21 protein-coding genes are annotated in these 23415 nt (G+C 69.6%); all 21 read right to left on the minus strand.

Going from position 1 to position 23415, the window contains the following annotated elements; genetic code table 11:
* Positions 1-8: 8 nt before the first annotated feature.
* Complete coding sequence (atpD, locus tag B6R96_RS11700; RefSeq protein ID WP_030386949.1) at positions 9-1451, minus strand: F0F1 ATP synthase subunit beta; 1443 nt, start codon at positions 1449-1451, stop codon at positions 9-11.
* Positions 1451-2368 (minus strand): F0F1 ATP synthase subunit gamma, encoded by a 918-nt coding sequence (locus B6R96_RS11705; protein ID WP_030386950.1) that lies wholly within the window; start codon positions 2366-2368, stop codon positions 1451-1453. The genes atpD and B6R96_RS11705 overlap by 1 nt, the downstream gene beginning before the upstream one ends.
* Positions 2369-2388: 20 nt before the next feature.
* Entirely contained in the window at positions 2389-3984 is a 1596-nt protein-coding gene (gene atpA, locus B6R96_RS11710; protein WP_030720903.1) for a F0F1 ATP synthase subunit alpha, read from the minus strand.
* A 131-nt stretch (positions 3985-4115) separates the two neighbouring features.
* Complete coding sequence (locus B6R96_RS11715) at positions 4116-4931, minus strand: F0F1 ATP synthase subunit delta (protein ID WP_030386952.1); 816 nt, start codon at positions 4929-4931, stop codon at positions 4116-4118.
* Complete coding sequence (locus B6R96_RS11720) at positions 4928-5470, minus strand: F0F1 ATP synthase subunit B (RefSeq protein ID WP_030386953.1); 543 nt, start codon at positions 5468-5470, stop codon at positions 4928-4930. Before B6R96_RS11720 ends, B6R96_RS11715 begins: the two co-directional genes overlap by 4 nt.
* A gap of 40 nt (positions 5471-5510) precedes the next feature.
* Positions 5511-5738 (minus strand): ATP synthase F0 subunit C, encoded by a 228-nt coding sequence (gene atpE, locus B6R96_RS11725; RefSeq protein WP_030386954.1) that lies wholly within the window; start codon positions 5736-5738, stop codon positions 5511-5513.
* A gap of 79 nt (positions 5739-5817) precedes the next feature.
* On the minus strand, positions 5818-6624 hold the full coding sequence (atpB, locus tag B6R96_RS11730; protein ID WP_030386955.1) for a F0F1 ATP synthase subunit A: 807 nt from the start codon (positions 6622-6624) through the stop codon (positions 5818-5820).
* 241 nt (positions 6625-6865) lie between these two features.
* Positions 6866-7303 carry a hypothetical protein gene (locus B6R96_RS11735; protein WP_030386956.1) on the minus strand — a complete coding sequence of 146 codons (438 nt, stop codon included), beginning with the start codon at positions 7301-7303 and terminating at the stop codon, positions 6866-6868.
* A 274-nt stretch (positions 7304-7577) separates the two neighbouring features.
* Entirely contained in the window at positions 7578-8912 is a 1335-nt protein-coding gene (locus B6R96_RS11740) for an MraY family glycosyltransferase (RefSeq protein ID WP_030386957.1), read from the minus strand.
* Positions 8913-9016: 104 nt separating this feature from the next.
* Positions 9017-10246: a serine hydroxymethyltransferase gene (gene glyA / locus B6R96_RS11745; protein ID WP_081522425.1), complete on the minus strand. Its 1230-nt coding sequence runs from the start codon at positions 10244-10246 to the stop codon at positions 9017-9019.
* Between the two features lie 211 nt (positions 10247-10457).
* Positions 10458-11114, minus strand: coding sequence for an arsenate reductase/protein-tyrosine-phosphatase family protein (locus tag B6R96_RS11750; RefSeq protein WP_081522426.1), 657 nt, complete (start codon positions 11112-11114; stop codon positions 10458-10460).
* A complete protein-coding gene (locus B6R96_RS11755; protein ID WP_030386960.1) occupies positions 11111-11758 on the minus strand; it encodes an L-threonylcarbamoyladenylate synthase in 648 nt (215 codons plus the stop codon). The genes B6R96_RS11750 and B6R96_RS11755 overlap by 4 nt, the downstream gene beginning before the upstream one ends.
* A gap of 49 nt (positions 11759-11807) precedes the next feature.
* Positions 11808-12653 (minus strand): peptide chain release factor N(5)-glutamine methyltransferase, encoded by an 846-nt coding sequence (prmC, locus tag B6R96_RS11760; RefSeq protein ID WP_030008688.1) that lies wholly within the window; start codon positions 12651-12653, stop codon positions 11808-11810.
* A gap of 49 nt (positions 12654-12702) precedes the next feature.
* Complete coding sequence (prfA, locus tag B6R96_RS11765; protein WP_030008687.1) at positions 12703-13782, minus strand: peptide chain release factor 1; 1080 nt, start codon at positions 13780-13782, stop codon at positions 12703-12705.
* Between the two features lie 126 nt (positions 13783-13908).
* Positions 13909-14127 (minus strand): 50S ribosomal protein L31, encoded by a 219-nt coding sequence (gene rpmE, locus B6R96_RS11770; protein ID WP_030386961.1) that lies wholly within the window; start codon positions 14125-14127, stop codon positions 13909-13911.
* Positions 14128-14321: 194 nt separating this feature from the next.
* Entirely contained in the window at positions 14322-15425 is a 1104-nt protein-coding gene (locus B6R96_RS11775) for an LCP family protein (protein WP_081522427.1), read from the minus strand.
* Positions 15426-15637: 212 nt separating this feature from the next.
* Positions 15638-17767, minus strand: coding sequence for a transcription termination factor Rho (gene rho, locus B6R96_RS11780; RefSeq protein WP_081522428.1), 2130 nt, complete (start codon positions 17765-17767; stop codon positions 15638-15640).
* Between the two features lie 431 nt (positions 17768-18198).
* Positions 18199-19125, minus strand: a complete 927-nt coding sequence (gene thrB / locus B6R96_RS11785) for a homoserine kinase (RefSeq protein ID WP_030386964.1) — start codon at positions 19123-19125, stop codon at positions 18199-18201.
* 395 nt (positions 19126-19520) lie between these two features.
* Positions 19521-20591 carry a threonine synthase gene (gene thrC / locus B6R96_RS11790; protein ID WP_053174591.1) on the minus strand — a complete coding sequence of 357 codons (1071 nt, stop codon included), beginning with the start codon at positions 20589-20591 and terminating at the stop codon, positions 19521-19523.
* Between the two features lie 6 nt (positions 20592-20597).
* Positions 20598-21887, minus strand: a complete 1290-nt coding sequence (locus B6R96_RS11795; RefSeq protein ID WP_079408045.1) for a homoserine dehydrogenase — start codon at positions 21885-21887, stop codon at positions 20598-20600.
* A gap of 125 nt (positions 21888-22012) precedes the next feature.
* Positions 22013-23404, minus strand: a complete 1392-nt coding sequence (lysA, locus tag B6R96_RS11800) for a diaminopimelate decarboxylase (RefSeq protein WP_081522429.1) — start codon at positions 23402-23404, stop codon at positions 22013-22015.
* Between the last annotated feature and the right edge of the window lie 11 nt (positions 23405-23415).

Raw genomic sequence — 23415 nt, forward strand, 5'->3', positions numbered from 1 at the left:
GCGCCGGATCAGGAGACGCCCAGCTCCTTGGCGTTGGCCTTCAGGTCCTCGATGCCACCGCACAGGAAGAACGCCTGCTCGGGGAAGTGGTCGTAGTCACCGTCGCAGATCGCGTTGAACGCGGTGATCGACTCGTCGAGCGGAACGTCCGAACCGTCCACGCCGGTGAACTGCTTGGCGACGTGGGTGTTCTGCGACAGGAAGCGCTCGACACGACGGGCACGGTGGACAACGAGCTTGTCCTCCTCGCCCAGCTCGTCGATACCGAGGATCGCGATGATGTCCTGGAGGTCCTTGTACTTCTGCAGGATCCCCTTGACGCGCATCGCCGTGGCGTAGTGGTCCGCCGCGATGTACCGCGGGTCGAGGATGCGGGACGTCGAGTCCAGCGGGTCCACGGCCGGGTAGATGCCCTTCTCGGAGATCGGACGGGAGAGAACCGTCGTCGCGTCGAGGTGGGCGAAGGTGGTCGCCGGCGCCGGGTCGGTCAGGTCGTCCGCGGGGACGTAGATCGCCTGCATCGAGGTGATCGAGTGACCACGGGTCGAGGTGATGCGCTCCTGGAGGAGACCCATCTCGTCGGCCAGGTTCGGCTGGTAACCCACCGCGGAGGGCATACGGCCGAGCAGGGTCGACACCTCGGAACCCGCCTGGGTGTACCGGAAGATGTTGTCGATGAAGAAGAGCACGTCCTGCTTCTGCACATCGCGGAAGTACTCCGCCATGGTCAGACCGGCAAGCGCGACGCGCAGACGGGTGCCCGGGGGCTCGTCCATCTGGCCGAAGACAAGCGCCGTCTTGTCGATGACGCCCGAGTCGGCCATTTCCTCGATGAGGTCGTTGCCCTCACGGGTGCGCTCACCGACGCCCGCGAACACCGACACACCGTCGTGGTTGTTGGCGACGCGGTAGATCATTTCCTGGATCAGAACGGTCTTGCCGACACCGGCACCACCGAACAGACCGATCTTTCCACCCTTGACGTACGGGGTGAGAAGGTCGATGACCTTGACGCCGGTCTCGAACATCTCGGTCTTCGACTCGAGCTCGTCGAAGCGAGGGGCCTTGCGGTGGATCGGCCAGCGCTCGGTGACGTTGGCGTTCTCCTCCGGGTAGTTCAGCACCTCACCGAGGGTGTTGAAGACCTTGCCCTTGGTGAAGTCACCGACGGGGACGGTGATGCCCTCGCCCGTGTCGGTCACCGGGGCCTGGCGGACCAGGCCGTCGGTCGGCTGCATCGAGATGGTACGGACGAGGCCGTCACCCAGGTGCTGCGCGACCTCGAGGGTCAGGGTCTTCAGCGCGCCGTCCTCGGCCGGGTCGGCGACCTGGACCTTCAGCGCGTTGTAGATCTCGGGCATGGCGTCGACGGGGAACTCCACGTCGACGACCGGGCCGATGACCCGGGCGACGCGGCCCGTGGCGGCGGCCGTCTCAACAGTGGTCGTCATTACTTGTCACTCCCCGCGGTCGCGTCAGCCATGGCGCTCGCGCCACCGACGATCTCGCTGATTTCCTGGGTGATTTCGGCCTGGCGGGCCGCGTTGGCAAGCCGGGAGAGGCTCTTGATGAGGTCTCCGGCGTTGTCGGTCGCCGCCTTCATCGCGCGGCGGCGGGCGGCGTGCTCGGAAGCGGCCGACTGCAGCAGTGCGTTGTAGATGCGGCTCTCGACGTAGCGCGGCAGCAGGGCGTCGAGGACGTCCTCCGCCGACGGCTCGAAGTCGAACAGCGGAAGGATCTCGCCCTTCGCACCGGTCTCCTCCTGAGCCTGATCGAGGCTGAGCGGCAGCATCCGGCCGTCGACCGGGTTCTGCGTCATCATCGACACGAATTCCGTGTAGACGATGTGCAGCTCGTCGACGCCACCCTCGGCCGTTTCCAGCTGGATGGCCTCGATCAGCGGCCCCGCGACGCGCTTGGCGTCGGCGTAGGCCGGGCTGTCGGTGAAGCCGGTCCACGAATCCACGACCTTGCGCTCGCGGAAGCCGTAGTAGGCCAGACCCTTACGGCCGACGATGTAGGTGTCGACCTCCTTGCCCTCGCCGCGCAGCCGCTCGGTGAGCCGCTCCGCCTGCTTGATGGCATTCGAGGAGTAGCCGCCGGCCAGACCGCGGTCGCTCGTGATGAGCACGATCGCGGCACGGGTCGGCGCCTCGACCTCGGTGGTCAGGGCGTGCTTGGTGTTCGAGCCGGTCGCCACCGCGGTCACCGCACGGGTGAGCTCGGTCGCGTACGGCATCGATGCCGCCACCTTGCGCTGCGCCTTGACGATGCGCGAGGCGGCGATCATCTCCATCGCCTTGGTGATCTTCTTGGTCGCCGTGATGGCACGGATGCGACGCTTGTAGACCCGGAGCTGCGCTCCCATGAGTCAGGTCCCTTCCGTCGTCACTTGGAGACGTTGACGGCCGGTGCGTCCTCGCCCAGGAGCTTGCCGTCCGAGGTCTCGAACTGGCGCTTGAAGGAAGCGATGGCGTCCGCGATGGAGGACAGGGTGTCGTCCGACATCTTGCCGCCGTCGGCGATGGAGGTGAGGAGGTCCTTGCGCTCGCGGCGCAGGTGCTCCAGCAGCTCCGACTCGAAGCGACGGATGTCGGCGACCGGAACGTCGTCCATCTTGCCGGTGGTGCCGGCCCAGACGGAGACGACCTGCTCCTCGACGGGCATCGGCTGGTACTGGCCCTGCTTCAGCAGCTCGACCAGGCGCTTGCCGCGCTCCAGCGAAGCCTTCGAAGCGGCGTCCAGGTCGGAACCGAAGGCGGCGAACGCCTCCAGCTCGCGGTACTGGGCGAGGTCCAGGCGCAGACGGCCGGAAACCTGCTTCATGGCCTTGTGCTGGGCGGAGCCACCGACGCGGGAGACCGAGATACCGACGTTCAGCGCCGGGCGCTGGCCCGCGTTGAACAGGTCGGACTCCAGGAAGCACTGGCCGTCGGTGATGGAGATGACGTTGGTCGGGATGAACGCCGACACGTCGTTCGCCTTGGTCTCGACGATCGGCAGACCGGTCATCGAACCGGCACCCATGTCGTCGGACAGCTTCGCGCAGCGCTCCAGCAGACGGGAGTGCAGGTAGAAGACGTCACCCGGGTAGGCCTCGCGGCCCGGCGGGCGGCGCAGCAGCAGCGACACGGCGCGGTAGGCGTCGGCCTGCTTCGACAGGTCGTCGAAGATGATCAGGACGTGCTTGCCGGCGTACATCCAGTGCTGGCCGATGGCGGAACCGGTGTACGGCGCCAGGTACTTGAAGCCGGCCGGGTCGGACGCCGGGGCGGCGACGATCGTCGTGTACTCGAGCGCGCCGGCGTCTTCCAGGGCGCCGCGAACGGACGCGATGGTCGAGCCCTTCTGGCCGATGGCGACGTAGATGCAGCGAACCTGCTTGTTCACGTCGCCCGAGCGCCAGTTGTCGCGCTGGTTGATGATCGTGTCGACGGCCAGAGCGGTCTTACCCGTCTGACGGTCGCCGATGATCAGCTGACGCTGGCCGCGGCCGACGGGGACCATCGCGTCGATGGCCTTGTAGCCGGTCTGCATCGGCTCGTGGACCGACTTGCGGACCATGACGCCGGGGGCCTGCAGCTCGAGGGCGCGGCGGCCTTCGGTCGCGATCTCGCCGAGACCGTCGATCGGGTTGCCGAGCGGGTCGACGACGCGGCCGAGGTAACCCTCGCCGACGCCGACGGAGAGCACCTCACCGGTGCGCTGCACCGGCTGGCCCTCCTCGATACCGCTGAACTCGCCGAGGACGACCGCACCGATCTCGCGCTCCTCGAGGTTGAGGGCGAGACCGAGGGTGCCGTCCTCGAACTTCAGCAGCTCGTTCGCCATGGCGGAGGGCAGGCCCTCCACCTTCGCGATGCCGTCGCCGGCAACGCTGACCGTTCCGACCTCCTCGCGCGAGGCCGCGTCCGGCTGGTACGACTGGACAAAGTTCTCCAGTGCGTCCCGGATCTCCTCCGGCCGGATCGTGAGCTCCGCCATCTGGGTTCCCTGCTCTCCTTGTTGGGCCTGAAGCTTCTTAGGGGTCTGGGGGCGACCCCCAGGAATCTTCTGCAAGTTCTGCACGGCCCAACCGGGCCGCTAGGAATGCTTTTTGTTCTTTTGGTGGCTGGTCAGCCGGCCATGCGGCGCGACGCCTCGGCGAGGCGGTCCGCGATGGTGCCGTCGATGACCTCGTCGCCGACTCGCACCGAGATCCCGCCGAGGACCTCGGGGTCCACGTCGAGGTTCAGGTGCATCTGGCGGCCGTACAGCTTGGCCAGCACCGCGCCGAGACGCGTCTTCTGCACGTCGCTGAGCGGAACCGCGCTGGTCACGGTGGCGACCATGCGGTCACGGCGCTCGGCGGCGAGCTTGGAAAGGGACTCGAGTCCCGCTTCCAGGCTACGTCCACGCGGGTGCGTGACAAGACGGATCACCAGGCGCTCGGTGACGGCGTTCACCTTGCCGCCGAGCAGGCTGCGCAGCAGCTCGCTCTTGGCGGAGGCGGTCGCCGCACGGTCGGTCAGCGCGGAACGCAGCTCGGTGCTCGAGGTGACGATCCGGCCGAACCGGAACACCTCGTCCTCGACGTTGTCGAGCGCGTCGCCCTGCTGGGCCGCCGTGAGGTCGGCGGTGGCCGCCAGCTCCTCCAGCGAGTCCACCAGGTCGCGGGACTGCGACCAGCGGGACCGGACCATGCCGGACACCAGGTCGAGGGTCTCCCCGCCGACCTGGCCGCCGAGCAGCCGACCGGCAAGCTCGGCCTTGGCCTCGCCGGACTGCGCCGGGTCGGTGAGGACCCGACGCAGCGAGACCTCACGGTCGAGCAGCGCAGTGACGGCAGCCAGCTCACCGGCGAGCTTCGCCGCGTCGACGGACGTGTTGTCCGTCAGCGCGTCGAGACGCTCGCGCGCGGAGGCCAGCGCCTCGCGGCTCGCTCCGTTCATCGGGCCGCCTCGGCCTTCTCCTCGAGCTCGCTGAGGAAACGGTCGATGGTGCGGCTCTGCCGGGCGTGGTCCTCAAGGGACTCGCCGACGAGCTTTCCGGCCAGGTCGGTGGCGAGCTTGCCCACGTCCTGGCGCAGCGCCTGGGAAGCGGCCTTGCGGTCCGCCGCGATCTGGGCGTGGCCGGCAGCGATGATCTCCTCACGCTGCCGCTGGCCCTCTGCGCGCAGTTCTTCCTTGAGCGCAGTGCCCTGCTCCAGCGCTTCCTGGCGCAGGCGCGCGGCCTCGTGCCGGGCTTCGGCGAGCTGGGCCTTGTACTGCTCCAGGACGCTCTGGGCCTCGGTCTGGGCGGATTCCGCCTTCTCGATACCGCCCTCGATGGCCTCGCGGCGCTCTTCCAGAACCTTGTTGATGTTCGGGAGGAGCTTCTTCGCGAGGAAACCGAAGACGATGACGAAGGCGAGCAGACCGATGACGAGCTCGGGGATCGGCGGGACGAGGGGGTTTTGAGGCTCCTCGGCCGCGAGAACCAGGAGGTTCACATCAGTGCCTTTCGTCGATTCGGACTAGTCGTGGGGTTCGTCAGCTGTAGACGAACGGCATGACCAGACCGATGAGGGCGAGCGCCTCACAGAAGGCGAAGCCGAGGATCTGGTTGGCGCGGATCAGACCGGCAGCTTCGGGCTGACGGGCGAGCGCCTGGGTGCCGTTACCGAAGATGATGCCGACGCCGACGCCGGGGCCGATCGCCGCGAGGCCGTAGCCAACGGAGCTGAGGGAACCGGTGACGGCAGCAAGGGTCTGGGACATGCCAGTTCTTCCTTCTCTTTCACGGACCGGTGGGGGTTGGCCACCGGACGACTGGGGGGATAGCTGGAGCGGGGATCGCTCAGTGGTGCTCGGCGAGCGCGCCCTGCAGGAAGCTGCAGGCCAGGAGCACGAAGACGTAGGCCTGGACAGCCTGGATGAAGAGTTCGAACGCGGTCATCACGATGACCATGACGAACGAGACGCCCGCGTAGGCGATGCCGATCCCGTTCAGCAGGTACCAGCTGGCGATGGTGAACAGCAGCAGCAGGGTGTGACCGGCGAACATGTTCGCGAACAGTCGGACCGCGTGGGTGAAGGGGCGGACCAGCACGTTCGAGAAGAACTCGATGATCATGACCATCGGCAGGACCGGGCCGAGCGACTTGTCGTAGCCCGTGATGTTCTTGAAGCCGCCGACGAAGCCGTGGCGCTTGAAGGTCACCGACATCCACATGACGTAGATGACGAGGGCCAGGCCGGCCGGGTACGCGATGACCGCGGTCACCGGGAACTGGGCGAGCGGAACGATGGACCAGAGGTTCATCATCCAGACGAAGAAGAACGTCGCGACCATGAAGGGGACGTACTTCTCGCCCTCCTTCTTGCCCAGCGTCTCGTAGACGATGCCGCGGCGCACGAAGTCGTAGCCGGCCTCGGCGACCATCTGCAGCTTGCCCGGGACGACCTTCGGCTTCCGGAACGCAGCCCAGAAGAAGCCGACGATGATGATCGAGCCCAGCAGGGCCAGCAGCATCGTCTTGTTGAAGTACAGGCCGCTGTCGTCACCGAAGATCGGCTTGAACAGGAACGAGTACAGGGTCGGGCCCGGGAAGCCGCAGCCAGTGCCGTCTTCGAAATGACAATTGATCTCGAAGGCGAGCGTCATGTCAGCAGCACTCACCGCAGGGCTCCTTCAGCGTGGCGCATAGGTACGGCAACCTCGTTGTGTCGGCGCGGCGCGCAGCCGCGGTTCGGCACTGGACTGGTGTAACGGATGGTGGGGCGGCAGTCAGGCATCGAGCCTCGCGATGGAACAGGCGTCAGCTCAGATGCCCGCGCCCGCAGTGCCGCAGTTGGCACCGGACGATAGCAGGATCTCGAACGCCCACTTATCCCGGCCCTACCCTTCACGACTTCGGCCCCGGATTTTCGGGCTTGTCGCCCTTCACCGAGTCCGGCTCGACGTAAAGAATCTTGGCCTTCATATGAGCACGGGTCTGCGCGCCGATCCACACCAGGGTGGTGGCGACGAGCGTGATCGCGAACGCCTTGGGGTTGAACAGGGTGGTGTTCTTGAACGCCGCGACAAACACGAAGAGCAGCAGAATCTGGGCCGTGTAGAGCATGAGCCCCATGGCCTGGAAGAGATGCGGGAGTGATTTCGCCGTGCGCTGCAGAACGACGAATCCGATGCCCATGAACAGAATCACGACCAGCGTCGCGACGACGGCTCCGACTGCACCCTTGCTGCCGACGACCAACGCGCTGATCACGGCGGCGATAGCGCCGGCTACAGCGGTGGGTACGGCGGCTTGCAGGAGGAGTCGGACGTCATCTGACCGCATGGCGGTTTGCTCCGCGTGGTGGTGGGGGCACTGGACTCGTACAGGACGAGCGTAAGCCCGGTCCGAGAGAGAACCTCGGGCCAAGGGACCGTCGCACTACGGTCCTTCGGCTCTGTCGCCGGGTTTAGTGAACGGTATCACAAACTATTTGATGAGAGCTTTACCTGCTCGGTGTGCCGACTGTCACACATGAGAGTGACCCTGCGCGTGTGTGCGCGACAGCGAGCTGGCTTGTCTGGTAAAGGGCATCCATGTCCGACATGTGACCGGGGGGTCAGCGGGTGGATTCAGCCTTACGCCGGTCGGGGAAGCGCGAACGGGGGCCCACGGCGGTCGCTCCGTTGACGCCGGAGACGCCCGCCGCAATGGGCCTCACGGGCTCCGGCTCAAGGCCCGAGGTGTCCTGTGCGGCGGCCTCGGCCGCCCGTTCCGCGTGGCGGTAACGCGGCGGAACCAGACCCTCCGCCCAGCGCGGGGCGCGCGGGGTGAAGCGCGGCAGGAGCAGCAGGATCAGGCCCACCGCACTCAGCGCGGCGATCGCCAGCACGATCCACATCGTGGCGGAGTGCACCGAGTAGGCCACCGTGCCGAAGGCGATCAGGCCCGACCAGAAGTACATGATCAGGACCGCGCGGCTGTGCGAGTGCCCGAGTTCCAGCAGCCGGTGGTGGAGGTGCCCGCGGTCGGCCGCGAAGGGCGACTGGCCCTTCCAGGTGCGCCGGACAATGGCCAGGACCAGGTCGGCCATCGGGATCGCGATGATCGTCAGGGGCAGGATCAGCGGGATGAAGACCGGGAGCATCGCGTGCGTCGCGTTGCGCTCGCCCTGGGCGTACAGGGCCAGGGCATCGGGGTCCACCTGACCAGTGATGGAGATGGCGGCGGCGGCGAGCACCAGGCCGATGAGCATCGAGCCGGAGTCGCCCATGAAGATCCGGGCGGGATGCATGTTGTGCGGCAGGAAGCCGAGGCACATGCCCATCAGGATCGCGGCGAAGAGGGTGGCGGGCGCCGCCGCCTCGATGCCGTAGCCGAACCAGATCCGGTACGCGTACATGAAGAACGCGGCCGCGGCGATGCAGACCATGCCGGCGGCGAGGCCGTCGAGACCGTCGACGAAGTTCACCGCGTTGATGGTGATCACGACGAGCGCCACGGTGAGCAGGTTGCCCTGCCACTGGGTGAGCGCGACCGTGCCGATGAAGGGCACCGGGATCCACAGGATGGTCAGGCCCTGCATCACCATCACGCCGGCGGAGATCATCTGTGCGCCGAGCTTGATGAGGGCGTCGATCTCGAACTTGTCGTCGAGCACACCGATCAGCCAGATCAGTGCGGCGCCGGAGAGCAGCGCCCGTGGTTCGTTCGACAGCTCGAAGACGCCGTTGAGGTTCGTCAGGTGGTCGGCGACCAGCAGGCCCGCGCACAGGCCACCGAACATCGCGATGCCGCCGAGCCGCGGCGTGGGCTCGCGGTGCACGTCGCGGGCGCGGATCTCCGGCATGGCCCCGGCCGCGATCGCGAACTTCCGCACGGGCCCGGTCAGCAGGTAGGTCACCGCGACCGTGACGCAAAGCGTCAGCAGATATTCACGCACGGGCTGCCCCAGATGTATCGCCGGCCATCTCAGCCCCACACATTAGCTGCGATGTCACCATCACCGAGGACGCGAGGGGGCGGTATCCCGGTTGCAGTACGCCCCGCTTGTCCTGCTTACACCCCGTAAGGGGGAAATTCCATCGTGAGCTCGCCGACCTCCGTACGTGTTTTCGCGCCATCCCCGTCCAGCGCCGCGGCGAACAACGTCGCGATCCGGACCATCTCCGCCTCCCCCATCCCCTGGGTGGTCACCGCGGCCGTGCCCAGCCGGACGCCGCGCTGGTCCCCGTACGGGAGGGCGCAGGTGTCCAGCACGATCCCGGCGGCCGCCAGCCGGCCGCGGGCGGTCGGCCCGTCCACGCCCAGCGGCGCCGGATCGGCGGTGATCAGGTGCGTGTCGGTACCACCCGTGGTGATGGCGAAGCCCCGCTCCTGGAGGGCCGCCGTGAGGGCCCGGGCATTGGCGACGACCCGGTGGGCGTACGTGGTGAAGGCCGGCCGGGCCGCCTCGCCGAACGCCACGGCCTTGGCGGCGATGGTGTGCATCTGGGCCCCGCCCTGGGTGAAGGGGAACACCGCCCGGTCGATGCGCTCGGCGTATTCGGCCCCGCACAGCACCATGCCGCCGCGCGGACCGCGCAGCACCTTGTGCGTGGTCGCGCACACGATGTCGGCGTACGGGACGGGACTGGGCGCGGCCCCGCCGGCCACCAGCCCGATCGGATGGGCGGCGTCCGCGATGAGGTAGGCCCCCACCTCGTCGGCGATCTCCCGGAAGGCCGAGTACTCGGGGTGGCGGGAGTAGGAGATCGAGCCGCACACGATCGCCTTGGGCCGGTGGGCGTGGGCGAGGTCCTGCACCTGCCGGTAGTCGATGAGGCCGGTCTTGGCGTCGAGCCCGTACCCGACGAAGTCGAACCACCGCCCCGAGAAGTTGGCGGGAGAACCGTGGGTGAGGTGGCCCCCGTACGGGAGCCCCATCGCCAGCACGGTGTCCCCGGGGCGCAGCAGGGCGGCGTACGCGGCGAGGACGGCGGAGGAGCCGGAGTGCGGCTGCACGTTCGCGTGCTCGGCCCCGAAGAGCGCCTTGGCCCGCTCCACGGCGGTCCGCTCGGCCAGATCGGCGTACTCGCACCCGCCGTGGTGGCGGGCGCCCGGGTATCCCTCGGCGTATTTGTTGGCGAGCGCCGACCCGAGCGCGGCGAGCACGGCGGTCGAGGTGAAGTTCTCGGCGGCGCTCAGCTGCAACGTGTCGGCCTGCCGCTGCCGCTCCCCGGCCAGTACGTCGGCCATCTGCGGGTCCTGCACGCGCAGCAGGTCCGTGGGCTGGGTGATGACGCTCATGGCGAGACTCCAGGGGTACCGGGTACCAGCCACTGTAGGCCCGCGGACCTCGCCGTGCCCTGTCAGCGCGAGGCCGCCACGCCCGTCGGGGCGGTCACGACCGGATCCAGCGCCTGGCTGAGCCCCTCCCCCGACGCGGCGCTCGCACCGCTCGGCCCCGGGGGGCCTCCCGGGCTTCGTACCGCTGCGCCGGCCTCCGGCCGGCGAACGCTCAGCGCGAGGCCGTCACGCCCGTCAGGGCGGTCACGACCGGATCCAGCGCCTGGTTGATCTCGTCGCCGATCGAGCGGAAGAAGGTGATGGGCGCCCCGTACGGGTCGTACACCTCGTCCGCGTCCGGCGACGGCGCCAGCAGCCAGCCGCGCAGCGCCGCGGCGGCCCGGACCAGTGCGCGGGCCCGCTCCGCCATCCCGTCGTCCAGCGGCGGCAGCGTGGCCGGGTCTATCGCGCGGACCAGGCGGGTGAACTCCTTCAGCGTGAAGGTGCGCAGACCGGCCGAGTGGCCCATCGAGATGACCTGGGCCCGGTGGTCACGGGTCGCGGTCAGCACCAGGTCCGCGCGTATGACGTGCTCGTCCAGCAGCTCCCGCCCGGTGAACCCGGACGCGTCGGCCCCGAAGTCCGCCAGCACGGCGGCCGCGTTCGCCTCCATGGGGGCGCCCTCGTGGCCCCAGGTGCCGGCGCTCTCCACGATGAGGTCGCCGGTGACGGGGCCGCCGAGGCGGTGCGAGAGGGCATGCCGCGTCAGCCGCTCGGTGATGGGCGAGCGGCACACGTTCCCCGTGCTGACGTGGAGTATGCGGAAAGTGCTTCCCCCGGCTACCGGCGGGCGGTACCCCCCTGCTATGCCACGCCCCTCAGGGCTCACGGGGCGACCTCGAGGTCGGGTACGACCTCCCGCAGCTGGTCCGCGGTGAGTGCCCCCTCGCGGAGCAGGACGGGAACCTTCCCGGTGACGTCGACGATCGACGACGGCTGGATGCCGGGCGTCGGGCCGCCGTCCAGGTACACGGACACGGAGTCGCCGAGCATCTCGCGCGCGGCGTCGCAGTCCTCGGGCGCCGGGTGCCCGGACAGGTTGGCCGAGGACACCGCCATCGGGCCGACCTCGGTCAGCAACTCGATCGCGACGGGGTGCAGGGGCATGCGGACGGCGACGGTGCCCCCGGTGTCGCCCAGGTCCCACGCCAGCGACGGCTGGTGCTTGGCGACCAGCGTCAGCGCGCCCGGCCAGAAGGCGTCGACGAGCTCCCAGGCCTGCTCGGAGAAGTCCGTGACGAGGCCGTGGAGGGTGTTCGGGGAGCCGATGAGCACCGGGGTGGGCATGCCGCGGCCCCGGCCCTTGGCGGCGAGCAGGTCGTGGACGGCCTCCGGGCTGAAGGCGTCCGCGCCGATCCCGTACAGGGTGTCGGTGGGCAGCACGACGAGCTCTCCGCGGCGCACGGCGGATGCGGCTTCACGCAGACCCGTCTTACGGTCCGTCGCGTCGTTGCAGTCGTATCGCCGGGCCATCAGCGGGCCTCCTCGTGCAGCAGGTGGGTGGCGTACATCGTCGTGCCGGTCACGGCAGGGCCTTGCGGGCGGTCGCGAAGCGCGGGCGGTTGTTGAGGTCCGGGTGGTCGGCCGCGTCGGCCCAGCCCCGCTCCTCGGCGAAGATCCACGGCACTTGGCCGCCCTGGGTGTCGGCGTGCTCGATGACGACGATGCCGCCGGGCCGCAGCAGCCGGTGTGCGGTGCGCTCGATGCCGCGGATGGTGTCGAGGCCGTCCTCGCCGGAGAAGAGCGCCATCTCCGGATCGTGGTCGCGGGCCTCGGGGGCGACGTACTCCCACTCGGTGAGCGGGATGTACGGCGGGTTGGAGATGACCAGGTCGACCTGGCCGTCGAGCTCGGGCAGCGCGCTCAGGGCGTCGCCCTGGTGGACGGTGACCCGGGAGCCCTCGGCGTTCTTGCGGGTCCACCGCAGGGCGTCCTCGGACAGCTCGACCGCGTGCACGCGCGAGCGCGGCACCTCCTGGGCCATGGCCAGTGCGATGGCGCCGGAGCCGGTGCACAGGTCCACGATCAGCGGCTCGACGACGTCCATCGCGCGGACGGCGTGTATGGCCCAGTCCACGACCGATTCGGTCTCGGGCCGGGGCACGAAGACCCCGGGCCCGACCTGGAGCTCCAGGTACCGGAAGAAGGCGCGGCCGGTGATGTGCTGGAGCGGCTCGCGGGCCTCGCGGCGGGCGACGGCCTCCCAGTAGCGGGCGTCGAAGTCCGCGTCCTTGACGTGGTGCAGTTCCCCCCGTTTGACGCCGTGCACGAAGGCGGCGAGCTCCTCCGCGTCGAAGCGCGGTGAGGGCACGCCGGCGGCGGCCAGCCGCTGGGTGGCCTGGGCCACCTCGGCAAGCAGCAAGTTCACGCTGGTCCTCCGGGCTGCTGTCGTACGGGGGGGTGGTGCGGGAATCGGGTCAGTGGGCGGCCGCGAGCTTGGCCGCGGAGTCCGTGTCCACGCAGGCCTGGATGACCGCGTCGAGGTCACCGTCGAGCACCTGGTCCAAGTTGTACGCCTTGAAACCGGTCCGGTGGTCCGAGATCCGGTTTTCCGGGTAGTTGTACGTACGGATCTTCTCGGAACGGTCCACGGAGCGCACCTGGCTGCGGCGCACGTCCGAAGCCTCCTGCTCGGCGGCCTCCTGGGCGGCGGCCAGCAGCCGCGAGCGCAGGATGCGCATGGCCTGCTCCTTGTTCTGGAGCTGGCTCTTCTCGTTCTGGCAGGAGGCGACCACACCGGTCGGGATGTGCGTGATGCGCACGGCCGAGTCGGTGGTGTTCACGGACTGGCCGCCGGGGCCGGACGAGCGGTACACGTCGATGCGGAGGTCGTTCATGTTGATCTCGACCTCGACCTCCTCGGCCTCCGGGGTGACGAGCACGCCGGCGGCGGAGGTGTGGATGCGGCCCTGGGACTCGGTGGCCGGCACCCGCTGGACGCGGTGCACGCCGCCCTCGTACTTCAGGCGGGCCCACACGCCCTGGCCGGGCTCGGTGGCGCCGTTGCCGCCCTTGGTGCGGACGGAGACCTGGACGTCCTTGTAGCCGCCGAGCTCGGACTCGGTGGCGTCGATGATCTCGGTCTTCCAGCCCACGCGCTCGGCGTAGCGCAGGTACATGCGCAGCAGGTCACCGGCGAACAGGGCGGACTCGTCGCCGCCGGCGCCCGCCTTGACCTCCAGGAGCACGTCCTTGTCGTCGCTGGGGTCGCGCGGAACGAGCAGCAGGCGGAGCTTCTCGGTGAGCTCCTCGCGCTGTGCGGTCAGTTCCTTGGCCTCGGCAGCGAAGTCGGGGTCGTCGGCCGCGAACTCCTTGGCCGTCTCGATGTCCTCGGCGGACTGCTTCCAGGCGCGGAAGGTCGCGACGATCGGGGTCAGCTCCGCGTAGCGCTTGTTCAGCTTGCGCGCGTTGGCCTGATCCGAGTGGACCGAAGGGTCGGCGAGCTTCTTCTCAAGATCGGCGTGTTCGCCGACCAATTCCTCGACCGCTTCGAACATCGGGGGACTCCTGGGGTGAAAAGTGCGAAGGACTGCTGGGGGGACGTGCCGGAACGACGACAAAGGCGCCGGTCCGGCCGCCCCCGAGTGGACAGGGGGCGGCCGGAGACCGGCGCCTGGGTCGCGCTACTTCTTGGCCGCACCCTTGCCGAAGCGCGCCTCGAAGCGGGCCACGCGGCCACCGGTGTCGAGGATCTTCTGCTTGCCCGTGTAGAACGGGTGGCACTCGGAGCAGACCTCGGCCCGGATGGAGCCCTCGGTCAGGGTGCTACGGGTGGTGAACGACGCGCCACAGGTGCAGCTGACCTGGGTCTCGACGTACTGGGGGTGAACATCGCGCTTCAAGGTGTCTCCTAGATTCGGGAGGGCGCCGGGTCGCAGGAGCCGAATTGCGCACTGCGTGAACCGGGGCCGACAGACCAGTCTGCCAGGACCGGGCTGCCTGTCAAAATTCTGAGGACGCCTTCCTCAACGGGGAGGGGTCGCCATCTATTCCGCACCGGCCCGAGGGCCGTGCGGAGCAGGTCACGCGGCGGGTCCTACTGGACGATCGACCCGGCCTCGCTCTTGTCCCCGGAGGAGTTCGCGGTGGCCTCGGCCGGGATGGGCCGGTCGGCCAGCAGGGCTTCCCAGACCATCTTGGTCTCCTTGGTCAGGGGGGCCACGCGGTTGGCGTCGCGGGGGTCCGTGGTGACCGGCAGGGTGATCATCTGCATGTCCTGGGCGTCGATGCCCTGGAGGCCCTGGGCGAAGCCCATGAGGGATTTCACATCACCGAGCGCCTTGTCGGTGGTGATCGCCTTGGTGGCGGAGTCGGCGAGGTCGAGGAGCTTCTTCGGGTTGTCGAAGACCCCGATGCCCTTGACCTGCTTGATGAGCGCCTTGATGAAGGCCTGCTGCAGCTGTATTCGGCCCAGGTCGCTGCCGTCGCCGACGCTCTTGCGGGTGCGTACGAGGCCGAGCGCCTGCTCGCCGTTGAGCTTGTTCGTGCCGGCCGCCAGGTCGAGGTGGCTGGCACCGTCCTTGATCGGCTTGGTGGTCGTCACCTCGACGCCGCCGAGGTTGTCGATGATCTTCTTGAAGCCGGTGAAGTCGACCTCGATGTAGTGATCCATGCGGATCCCGGACATCTTCTCGACGGTCTTGACCGCGCAGGCGGCCCCGCCGACGGTGAACGCCTCGTTGAACTGGGTGCGCGAGCCGCCGGGGTCGGTCTTCCCGCCGGACGTCGTGCAGGAGGGGCGGGCGATCATCGTGTCGCGCGGTATGGACACCACGCTGGCCTTCTCGTGGCCCTCGTAGAGGTGGACGATCATCGCCGTGTCGGAGCGGGCGGAGCCGCCGTCGTCCTGGCCGTACTCGCCGTTGGCGCCGCCGCGGGAGTCGGAGCCGAGGACGAGTATGTCCATCGAGCCGTTGTCGACGTTCTGCGGGCGGTCGGTGCCGAGCGCCTGGTCGATGTCGACGGTCTTCAGGTTGCCGTTGAACTTGACGTAGTAGTAACCGAGGCCCGCACCCCCCAGCAGGACCACCCCCGCGGCGCTCCAGGCGGCGATGGCCAGGGCCCTGCGGCGCTTCGCCGGTTTGCGGCGGGCGCGCCGGGCGGCAGCGCGCCCGCCGTGGTCGGTGCTCTCCTCGGTCATGCTCTCCTCAGTCCTTGGTCCGGTCCCCGGTCGTTCCGGCCCGCCGTCCACCCCGCGGTTCCTCTGACACAGACGGGTGTACGGCGCGCAGGGTTCCATTCCGGGCCGAACCGCACCGCAAGGCCGCGTCTACCCCCGTAACGCCGTCCTGACGCGCGACAGCCCCCGCCGCGGGTGCGGCGGGGGCTGTCGCGTGATGCGCGAGCCGGACGTCAGTCGTCGTTCTTGCCCGACGGGGTCGTCTTCGCGATCTGCATCAGGAACTCGGCGTTCGACTTCGTCTGCTTCATCTTGTCGAGCAGCAGCTCGATCGCCTGCTGCGAGTCGAGCGCGTGCAGCACCCGGCGCAGCTTCCAGACGATGGCGAGCTCCTCCGCGTTGAGGAGGATCTCCTCCTTGCGGGTGCCCGACGGGTCGACGTCGACGGCCGGGAAGATGCGCTTGTCGGCGAGCTTCCGGTCGAGCTTGAGCTCCATGTTGCCGGTGCCCTTGAACTCCTCGAAGATCACCTCGTCCATGCGCGAGCCGGTGTCGACGAGCGCGGTGGCCAGGATGGTCAGCGAGCCGCCGTCCTCGATGTTGCGCGCGGCACCGAAGAAGCGCTTCGGCGGGTACAGCGCGGTCGAGTCGACACCACCGGACAGGATGCGGCCGGAGGCGGGCGCCGCGAGGTTGTACGCGCGGCCCAGACGGGTGATGGAGTCCAGCAGGACGACCACGTCGTGACCCAGCTCGACGAGGCGCTTGGCGCGCTCGATGGCCAGCTCGGCGACGGTGGTGTGGTCCTCGGCCGGGCGGTCGAAGGTCGAGGAGATGACCTCGCCCTTGACCGACCGCTGCATGTCGGTGACCTCTTCCGGACGCTCGTCGACCAGGACGACCATCAGGTGGCACTCGGGGTTGTTGGTGGTGATCGCGTTGGCGATCGCCTGCATGATCATGGTCTTGCCGGTCTTCGGCGGGGCCACGATCAGACCGCGCTGGCCCTTACCGATCGGCGACACGAGGTCGATGATGCGGGTGGTCAGCACGCCCGGGTCGGTCTCCAGGCGGAGCCGGTCCTGCGGGTACAGGGGCGTCAGCTTCTGGAACTCCGGTCGGCCGCGGCCGGATTCGGGCGCCATGCCGTTCACCGAGTCCAGACGCACCAGGGCGTTGAACTTCTCGCGGCGCTCGCCGTCCTTGGGCTGGCGCACGGCGCCCGTGGTGTGGTCGCCCTTGCGCAGGCCGGCCTTGCGGACCTGGGCGAGGGAGACGTACACGTCGTTGGGGCCGGGCAGGTAGCCCGAGGTCCGGATGAACGCGTAGTTGTCGAGGATGTCGAGGATGCCCGCGACGGGGATCAGCACGTCGTCGTCGGCGACCTGCGGCTCGCTCGGCGCGAACTCGTCGCGGCCACGGCGGCCACGGCGGTCCCGGTAGCGGCCGCGGCGGCCGCGACGGCCGTCCTCGCCGTCGAAGTCGTCCTGGGGGCCGTTGTCCTGGCGGTCCTGACGGCCCTGCTGACCCTGGCCCTGGCCCTGGCCGCGGCCGCCCTGCTGCTGGCGGTCGGCGCGGTCCTGACGGCCGCCACCCTGACCGCCCTGGCTCTGGCCGCCCTGCGCGCCCTGACCCTGGCCGCCCTGGCCCTGGTCGTCGCCCTTGGCACCGCGGTCACGGCGGTCGCGCTGACGGTCGGCGCGGTCACCGCGCTCGCCGCGGTCACGGCGGTCGCGACGGCCGCGGCCCTCGCCGTCCTGGCCCTGCGCCTGGCCGGCGGAAACCGCGGTGGCGGCTTCGGCCTTGGCCTCGGACGGGGCGGTGGCGGCGGGTGCGGTCTCGGTCTTCTGCTCGACCTGGACGGCGACGGGGGCCGAGGCCTCCGGGCTGCCCGTGGGGGCCGTGGCACGGCGCCGGCGGCGCTCGCCGACCGGGGCGTCGTCTCCCGCGCTCTCGGCTGCGCTCGAGCGGGAGGGGCCCCCTGCCGGCTGGCCCGGGATCTCGATCTGCGCCTGCTTGGCGGGCTTCTCGGCGGGCGCCTCGGCGGCGGCCTCACTCGTGCGGGCCTTGCTGGTGGCGCGGCGCTTCGGCTTGGCCTCGGCGGTGTCTGCGGCAGCGGAGGCAGCGGCCTTGGGGGCACCGCTGCCCGCCTGCGCCTCCTTGATGACCTCGATCAGCTGGCTCTTGCGCATCCGCGCGGTGCCCCTGATCCCGAGGCCCGACGCGACCTGCTGCAGCTCGGCCAGGACCATGCCGTCAAGGCCGGTGCCGGTGCGTCGACGCTTGGGTGCGGCGCCCGCGGCGGGGGCACTGGTGTCGACAGAGGTGTCGGCAGCGCCCATCAGATCGGTGGTGTCGCTCACGAAGGGTCCTTCCCTGGAGCGGACGTCGGCCTGTCTGGCTCGGCGACCGGTTGTGCTGTCCGACAACAGTCCTAGGTGTGGACCGTGCCGGGGCGGTGGTCCGCCGATAGACATACGGCGGAAGAAACGTGCATGGCTGGTTCCGGCGAGAAGCCCCCGAGCTGGAAGCGTGGGAATGTCACGCCGATTCCGGAGCGTGCTCGAAACTGCTGGAAGTGATCAAAGCAGTCGGGGAGGCTCCCGGAAGAAATGTGGTCCCGAATGGGGACACTGAGCACCGAGCCATGGCGGCTTCCGATGCGCACTTGAGACTAACACTACCGGATCCAATAGATATTCCCCCTCTCAATCACCGGCAATCGCGCCTTCCGCGCGGGCGGCCTGCCCAGGCCGCCCGCCCCTGACCGGCTGCGCACTCCAGAAAAGCGGCCTCAGCCGCCCTGGGCGCCCAGCGGAAGTACGCTCGCGCCCGCGGCGTCGAGAGCGAGCCGGTTGGCCGCCCACCCCTCGCCCGCGAGCTGCGCGACCTTGTCGGCCGCGCCGTTGTCGACCAGCGCGAGGACCGTGGGTCCCGCGCCGGAGATGACCGCGGGGATCCCGTCCGCCCGCAGCCTGTTGACGAGTGCGACGCTCTCCGGCATCGCCGGGGACCGGTACTCCTGGTGGAGCCGGTCCTCGGTGGCCGGCAGCAGGAGCTCGGGACGCCTGGTCAGGGCTTCCACGAGCAGGCCCGCGCGGCCCGCGTTGACGGCTGCGTCCACGTGCGGGACGGTGCGCGGCAGCAGGCCGCGCGCGGTCTCGGTCAGAACCGGCCTGGACGGCACGAAGACCACCGGAACGATGGATTCGGCCGGCTCCATACGGATGGCCTTGGCACTGCCGCCGTCCATCCAGGCGAGGGTGAACCCGCCGAGGAGACAGGCGGCGACGTTGTCGGGGTGGCCCTCGATCTCGGTGGCGAGTTCCAGCAGCGCCGCGTCGTCGAGCTTGGCCTCGCCACCTATGGTCACGGCGCGGGCGGCGACGATGCCCGCGCAGATCGCGGCGGAGGAGGAGCCCAGGCCGCGGCCGTGCGGGATGCGGTTGGCGCAGACGACCTCCAGGCCGCGCGGCTGGCCGCCCAGCAGGTCGAAGGCGGTGCGCATGGAGCGTACGAGCAGGTGGCTCTCGTCCCGCGGGAGGGTGTCGGCGCCCTCACCCGCGATGTCGATGTTCAGGCCGGAGTCGGCCACCCGGACGACTACGTCGTCGTAGAGCCCCAGGGCCAGGCCCAGGGCGTCGAAGCCCGGACCGAGGTTGGCACTGCTGGCGGGGACGCGCACCCGTACGGCGGCGGCGCGGAACGCTGGACCGGCCATCGTCCGATGACACTCCTTGTGACTGTGCGAGATCTTCGCTCTTCGCTGGCTCGCTGCGAATGTACTGGAGAACGTACGACACCCGAAGGCCCTCGGGGCAGCACCGCAGTCATATGCGCGGTGGCGGATGTAGGTACAGCGTATCGAAGGAAGGTTCTCTCGCGACATAGGGCGCACAGGAGGCGCACGATGCGTGTCGCGGACTTCGACCGACTTCGACCGACTTCGGACGCATTTTTGTTGCCGTACGGGGCGAGTTGCCGGGTTCCGGAGGGGCTTCGGGAAGGCCTCGAAAGGCCCTCGCGAGCCCTCCGGGACCCGGCTTCACCCGGTACTGCTCAGGCACCGCGCCGCCCCGGAACCACCCCGGTGCGGCTGACGGTACTGCGCCGGCGTCAGACCAGGCCGAGGCGCACGGCGGCGGCCTCGGCGTCCACCGGAACGGTGATCGGCTGCGGAGCGCCGGCGATCGCCCAGTCGGGGTCCTTCAGGCCGTTGCCGGTGACGGTGCACACGATCTTCTGGCCGGGGTCGACCAGGCCCAGCTCGGCGGCCTTGAGCAGGCCGGCCACCGAGGCGGCCGAGGCGGGCTCGACGAAGACGCCCTCCTGCGCGGCCAACAGCCGGTAGGCGGCCAGGATCTGGCGGTCCGTCACCTCGTCGATGAAGCCGCCCGACTCGTCACGCGCGGCCAGCGCGTAGTCCCAGGACGCCGGGTTGCCGATCCGGATCGCGGTGGCGATGGTGTGCGGCTCCTTGACGACCTCGCCGCGCACGATGGGCGCGGAACCGGAGGCCTGGAAACCCCACACGCGGGGCGTACGGGTGGACAGGCCGTCGGCCTTGTACTCCTTGAAGCCCTTCCAGTACGCGGTGATGTTGCCGGCGTTGCCGACGGGCAGCACATGGATGTCGGGGGCGTCGCCGAGCGCGTCGACGATCTCGAACGCGGCCGTCTTCTGGCCCTCGATACGCACCGGGTTGACCGAATTGACCAGCGCGACCGGGTAGTTGTCGGAGAGCGCGCGGGCCAGGTTCAGGCAGTCGTCGAAGTTGCCGTCCACCTGAAGGATCTTGGCGCCGTGCACCAGCGCCTGGCCCATCTTGCCGAGTGCGATCTTGCCGCGGGGCACGAGCACCGCGGACACCATCCCGGCGCGCACCGCGTACGCGGCGGCGGAGGCCGAAGTGTTGCCCGTGGAGGCGCAGATGACCGCCTTCGCGCCCTCCTCCTTGGCCTTGGTGATCGCCATGGTCATGCCGCGGTCCTTGAAGGACCCGGTGGGGTTCGCCCCCTCGACCTTGAGGTGCACCTCGCAGCCGGTGCGCTCGGAGAGCACCTGGGCGGGGACGAGGGGAGTGCCGCCCTCGCGGAGCGTCACCACGGGAGTCGTGTCCGTCACCGGCAGGCGGTCCCGGTACTCCTCGATGATGCCGCGCCACTGGTGGGTGCGATTGCTGCTCATGGGTCCTTACTCCCCTTCAACACGCATGATGCTGGCGACACCGCGGACGGTGTCCAGCTTCCGCAGCGCCTCGACGGTCCCGGAGAGGGCGGCGTCGGGTGCGCGGTGAGTGACGACGACGAGGGAGGCCTCGCCGTCCTTGCCCTGCTGCCGCACCGTGTCGATCGACACGCCGGCCTCCGCGAAGGTGGTCGCCACCTGGGCGAGGACGCCCGGCTTGTCCGCCACATCGAGGCTGATGTGGTAGCGGGTGACGACATCCCCCATGGGGCTGACCGGCAGCTGGGTGTAGGCCGACTCGCCGGGCCCCGTTGCCTCGGCGAGCTTGTTGCGGGCGACGGCGACGAGGTCGCCGAGGACCGCGGACGCGGTCGGTGCGCCGCCCGCGCCGGGCCCGTAGAACATGAGCCGCCCGGCGGCCTCCGCCTCGACGAAGACGGCGTTGTACGCCTCGCGGACGGAGGCGAGCGGGTGGCTGAGCGGGATCATCGCCGGGTGGACGCGGGCGGTGACGGACTCGCCGTCGGCGGCGCGCTCCAGGATGGCGAGGAGCTTGATGGTGCAGCCCATCCGCTTGGCGGACGCGAAGTCGGCGGCGCTGACCTCGGTCATGCCCTCGCGGTACACGTCGTCCAGCCGGACCCGGGTGTGGAAGGCGATGCCGGCCAGGATCGCGGCCTTGGCGGCGGCGTCGTAGCCCTCGACGTCGGCGGTCGGGTCGGCCTCGGCGTACCCGAGGGCGGTGGCCTCGTCGAGCGCCTCCTGGTACCCGGCGCCGGTGGAGTCCATCTTGTCGAGGATGAAGTTCGTCGTGCCGTTGACGATGCCCATCACCCGGTTGATCTTGTCGCCGGCGAGCGACTCGCGCATCGGGCGGACCAGCGGGATGGCTCCGGCGACGGCGGCCTCGTAGTAGAGGTCCAGGCCGTGGGTCTCGGCCGCGGCATGCAGCGCGGCGCCGTCCTGGGCGAGCAGCGCCTTGTTCGCGGAGACCACGGAGATGCCCTGCTCGAAGGCCGTGGTGATCAGCGTACGGGCGGGCTCGATCCCACCGATGACCTCGATGGCGATGTCGATGTCACCGCTTTTGAGGAGGGCGGTCGCATCGGTGGTGATCAGGGCGGGGTCGATGCCCTCGCGCACCTTGGAGGGGCGGCGTACCGCCACGCCCGCGAGCTCCACGGGCGCGCCGATCCTCTGCGTGAGGTCGTCGGCGTGTGTCGTCATGATGCGAGCCACCTCTGAGCCGACCACTCCACAGCCCAGCAGCGCCACCTTCAGCGGACGCGTACGCATCATTCGACCTACGCCTTTCGTCTTCCATCAGTACCCTGCGGGCGGTTTGCCCGCCGGGTGGAACCAGTCTCACTCAATGGACAGCAGTTTCCATCCTCGGTCCATTGAGTGAGACACCTATTTCATCATCCGAGGTCGAGACGCAGGAGATCTTCCTCCGTCTCGCGGCGGACGATCACACGGGCCGCTCCGTCGCGCACGGCGACGACCGGCGGGCGGAGCGCGTGGTTGTAGTTGCTGGCCATGGAGCGGCAGTACGCGCCGGTGGCCGGGACGGCCAGCAGGTCGCCGGGGGCCAGGTCGGCGGGCAGGAACGCGTCCTTCACGACGATGTCCCCGCTCTCGCAGTGCTTGCCGACGACGCGCACGAGCATGGGCTCGGCGTCGGAGGTGCGGGAGGCCAGGGAGATGGAGTACTCGGCGTCGTACAGGGCGGTGCGGATGTTGTCGGACATCCCGCCGTCGACGGAGACGTAGGTGCGCAGCCCCTCCAGCGGCTTGATCGTCCCCACCTCGTACAGGGTGAAGGCGGTCGGGCCGACGATGGCGCGGCCGGGCTCGACCGAGATCCTGGGGGCGGCCAGCCCGGCGCTCTCGCACTCGCGGGCCACGATCTCGTGCAGGGCCTTGGCGATCTCGTGGGGCTCGCGCGGGTCGTCGCTCGCGGTGTAGGCGATACCGAGGCCGCCGCCGAGGTCGATCTCGGGCAGCTCCACGCCGTGCTCGTCCCGTACGGCGGCCAGCAGCCGCACGACGCGCTTGGCGGAGACCTCGAAGCCGGCCATGTCGAAGATCTGCGAACCGATGTGGGAGTGGACGCCGAGCAGCTCCAGCGAGTCGTGCCCGAGCGCGCGCCGCACGGCCTCGGCGGCGGAACCGTCGGCCACTGCGATGCCGAACTTCTGGTCCTCGTGCGCGGTGGCGATGAACTCGTGGGTGTGCGCCTCGACGCCGACCGTCACCCGGATCTGGACGGGCTGGCGTACGCCCAGCTCGCGGGCGATGTGCGCGACGCGGGCGATCTCCTGGAAGGAGTCGAGCACGATGCGCCCGACCCCGGCCTCGACGGCCCGGCGGATCTCGCTCTCGGACTTGTTATTGCCGTGGAAGGCGATGCGCGAGGCGGGCATCCCGGCGGCGAGCGCGGTGCTCAGCTCACCGCCGGAGCACACGTCGACGTTGAGCCCCTCCTCCTTCAGCCACTTCACGACGGCCTTGGAGAGGAACGCCTTGCCGGCGTAGAAGACGTCGGCGTCGGGGCCGAAGGCGTGCGCCCAGGCCCGACACCGGGCCCGGAAGTCCTCCTCGTCGAGGAAGTAGGCGGGGGTTCCGAACTCCTCGGCGAGCTTGGTGACTTCGAGGCCGCCGACGGTGACGACGCCGTCGCTGCCGCGCGTGACGGTGCGCGCCCAGACCTTCTCGTCCAGCGCGTTCAGGTCGGCGGGCGGCGGGGAGTAGTGCCCCTCGGGCAGGACGTCGGCGTGGCGGGGGCCGGCGGGGTGCGCGGAACGGCTCATCGGTATCTCTC

This window comes from Streptomyces sp. Sge12 (genome assembly GCF_002080455.1).
In the GTDB taxonomy this organism is placed as follows: Bacteria; Actinomycetota; Actinomycetes; order Streptomycetales; family Streptomycetaceae; genus Streptomyces.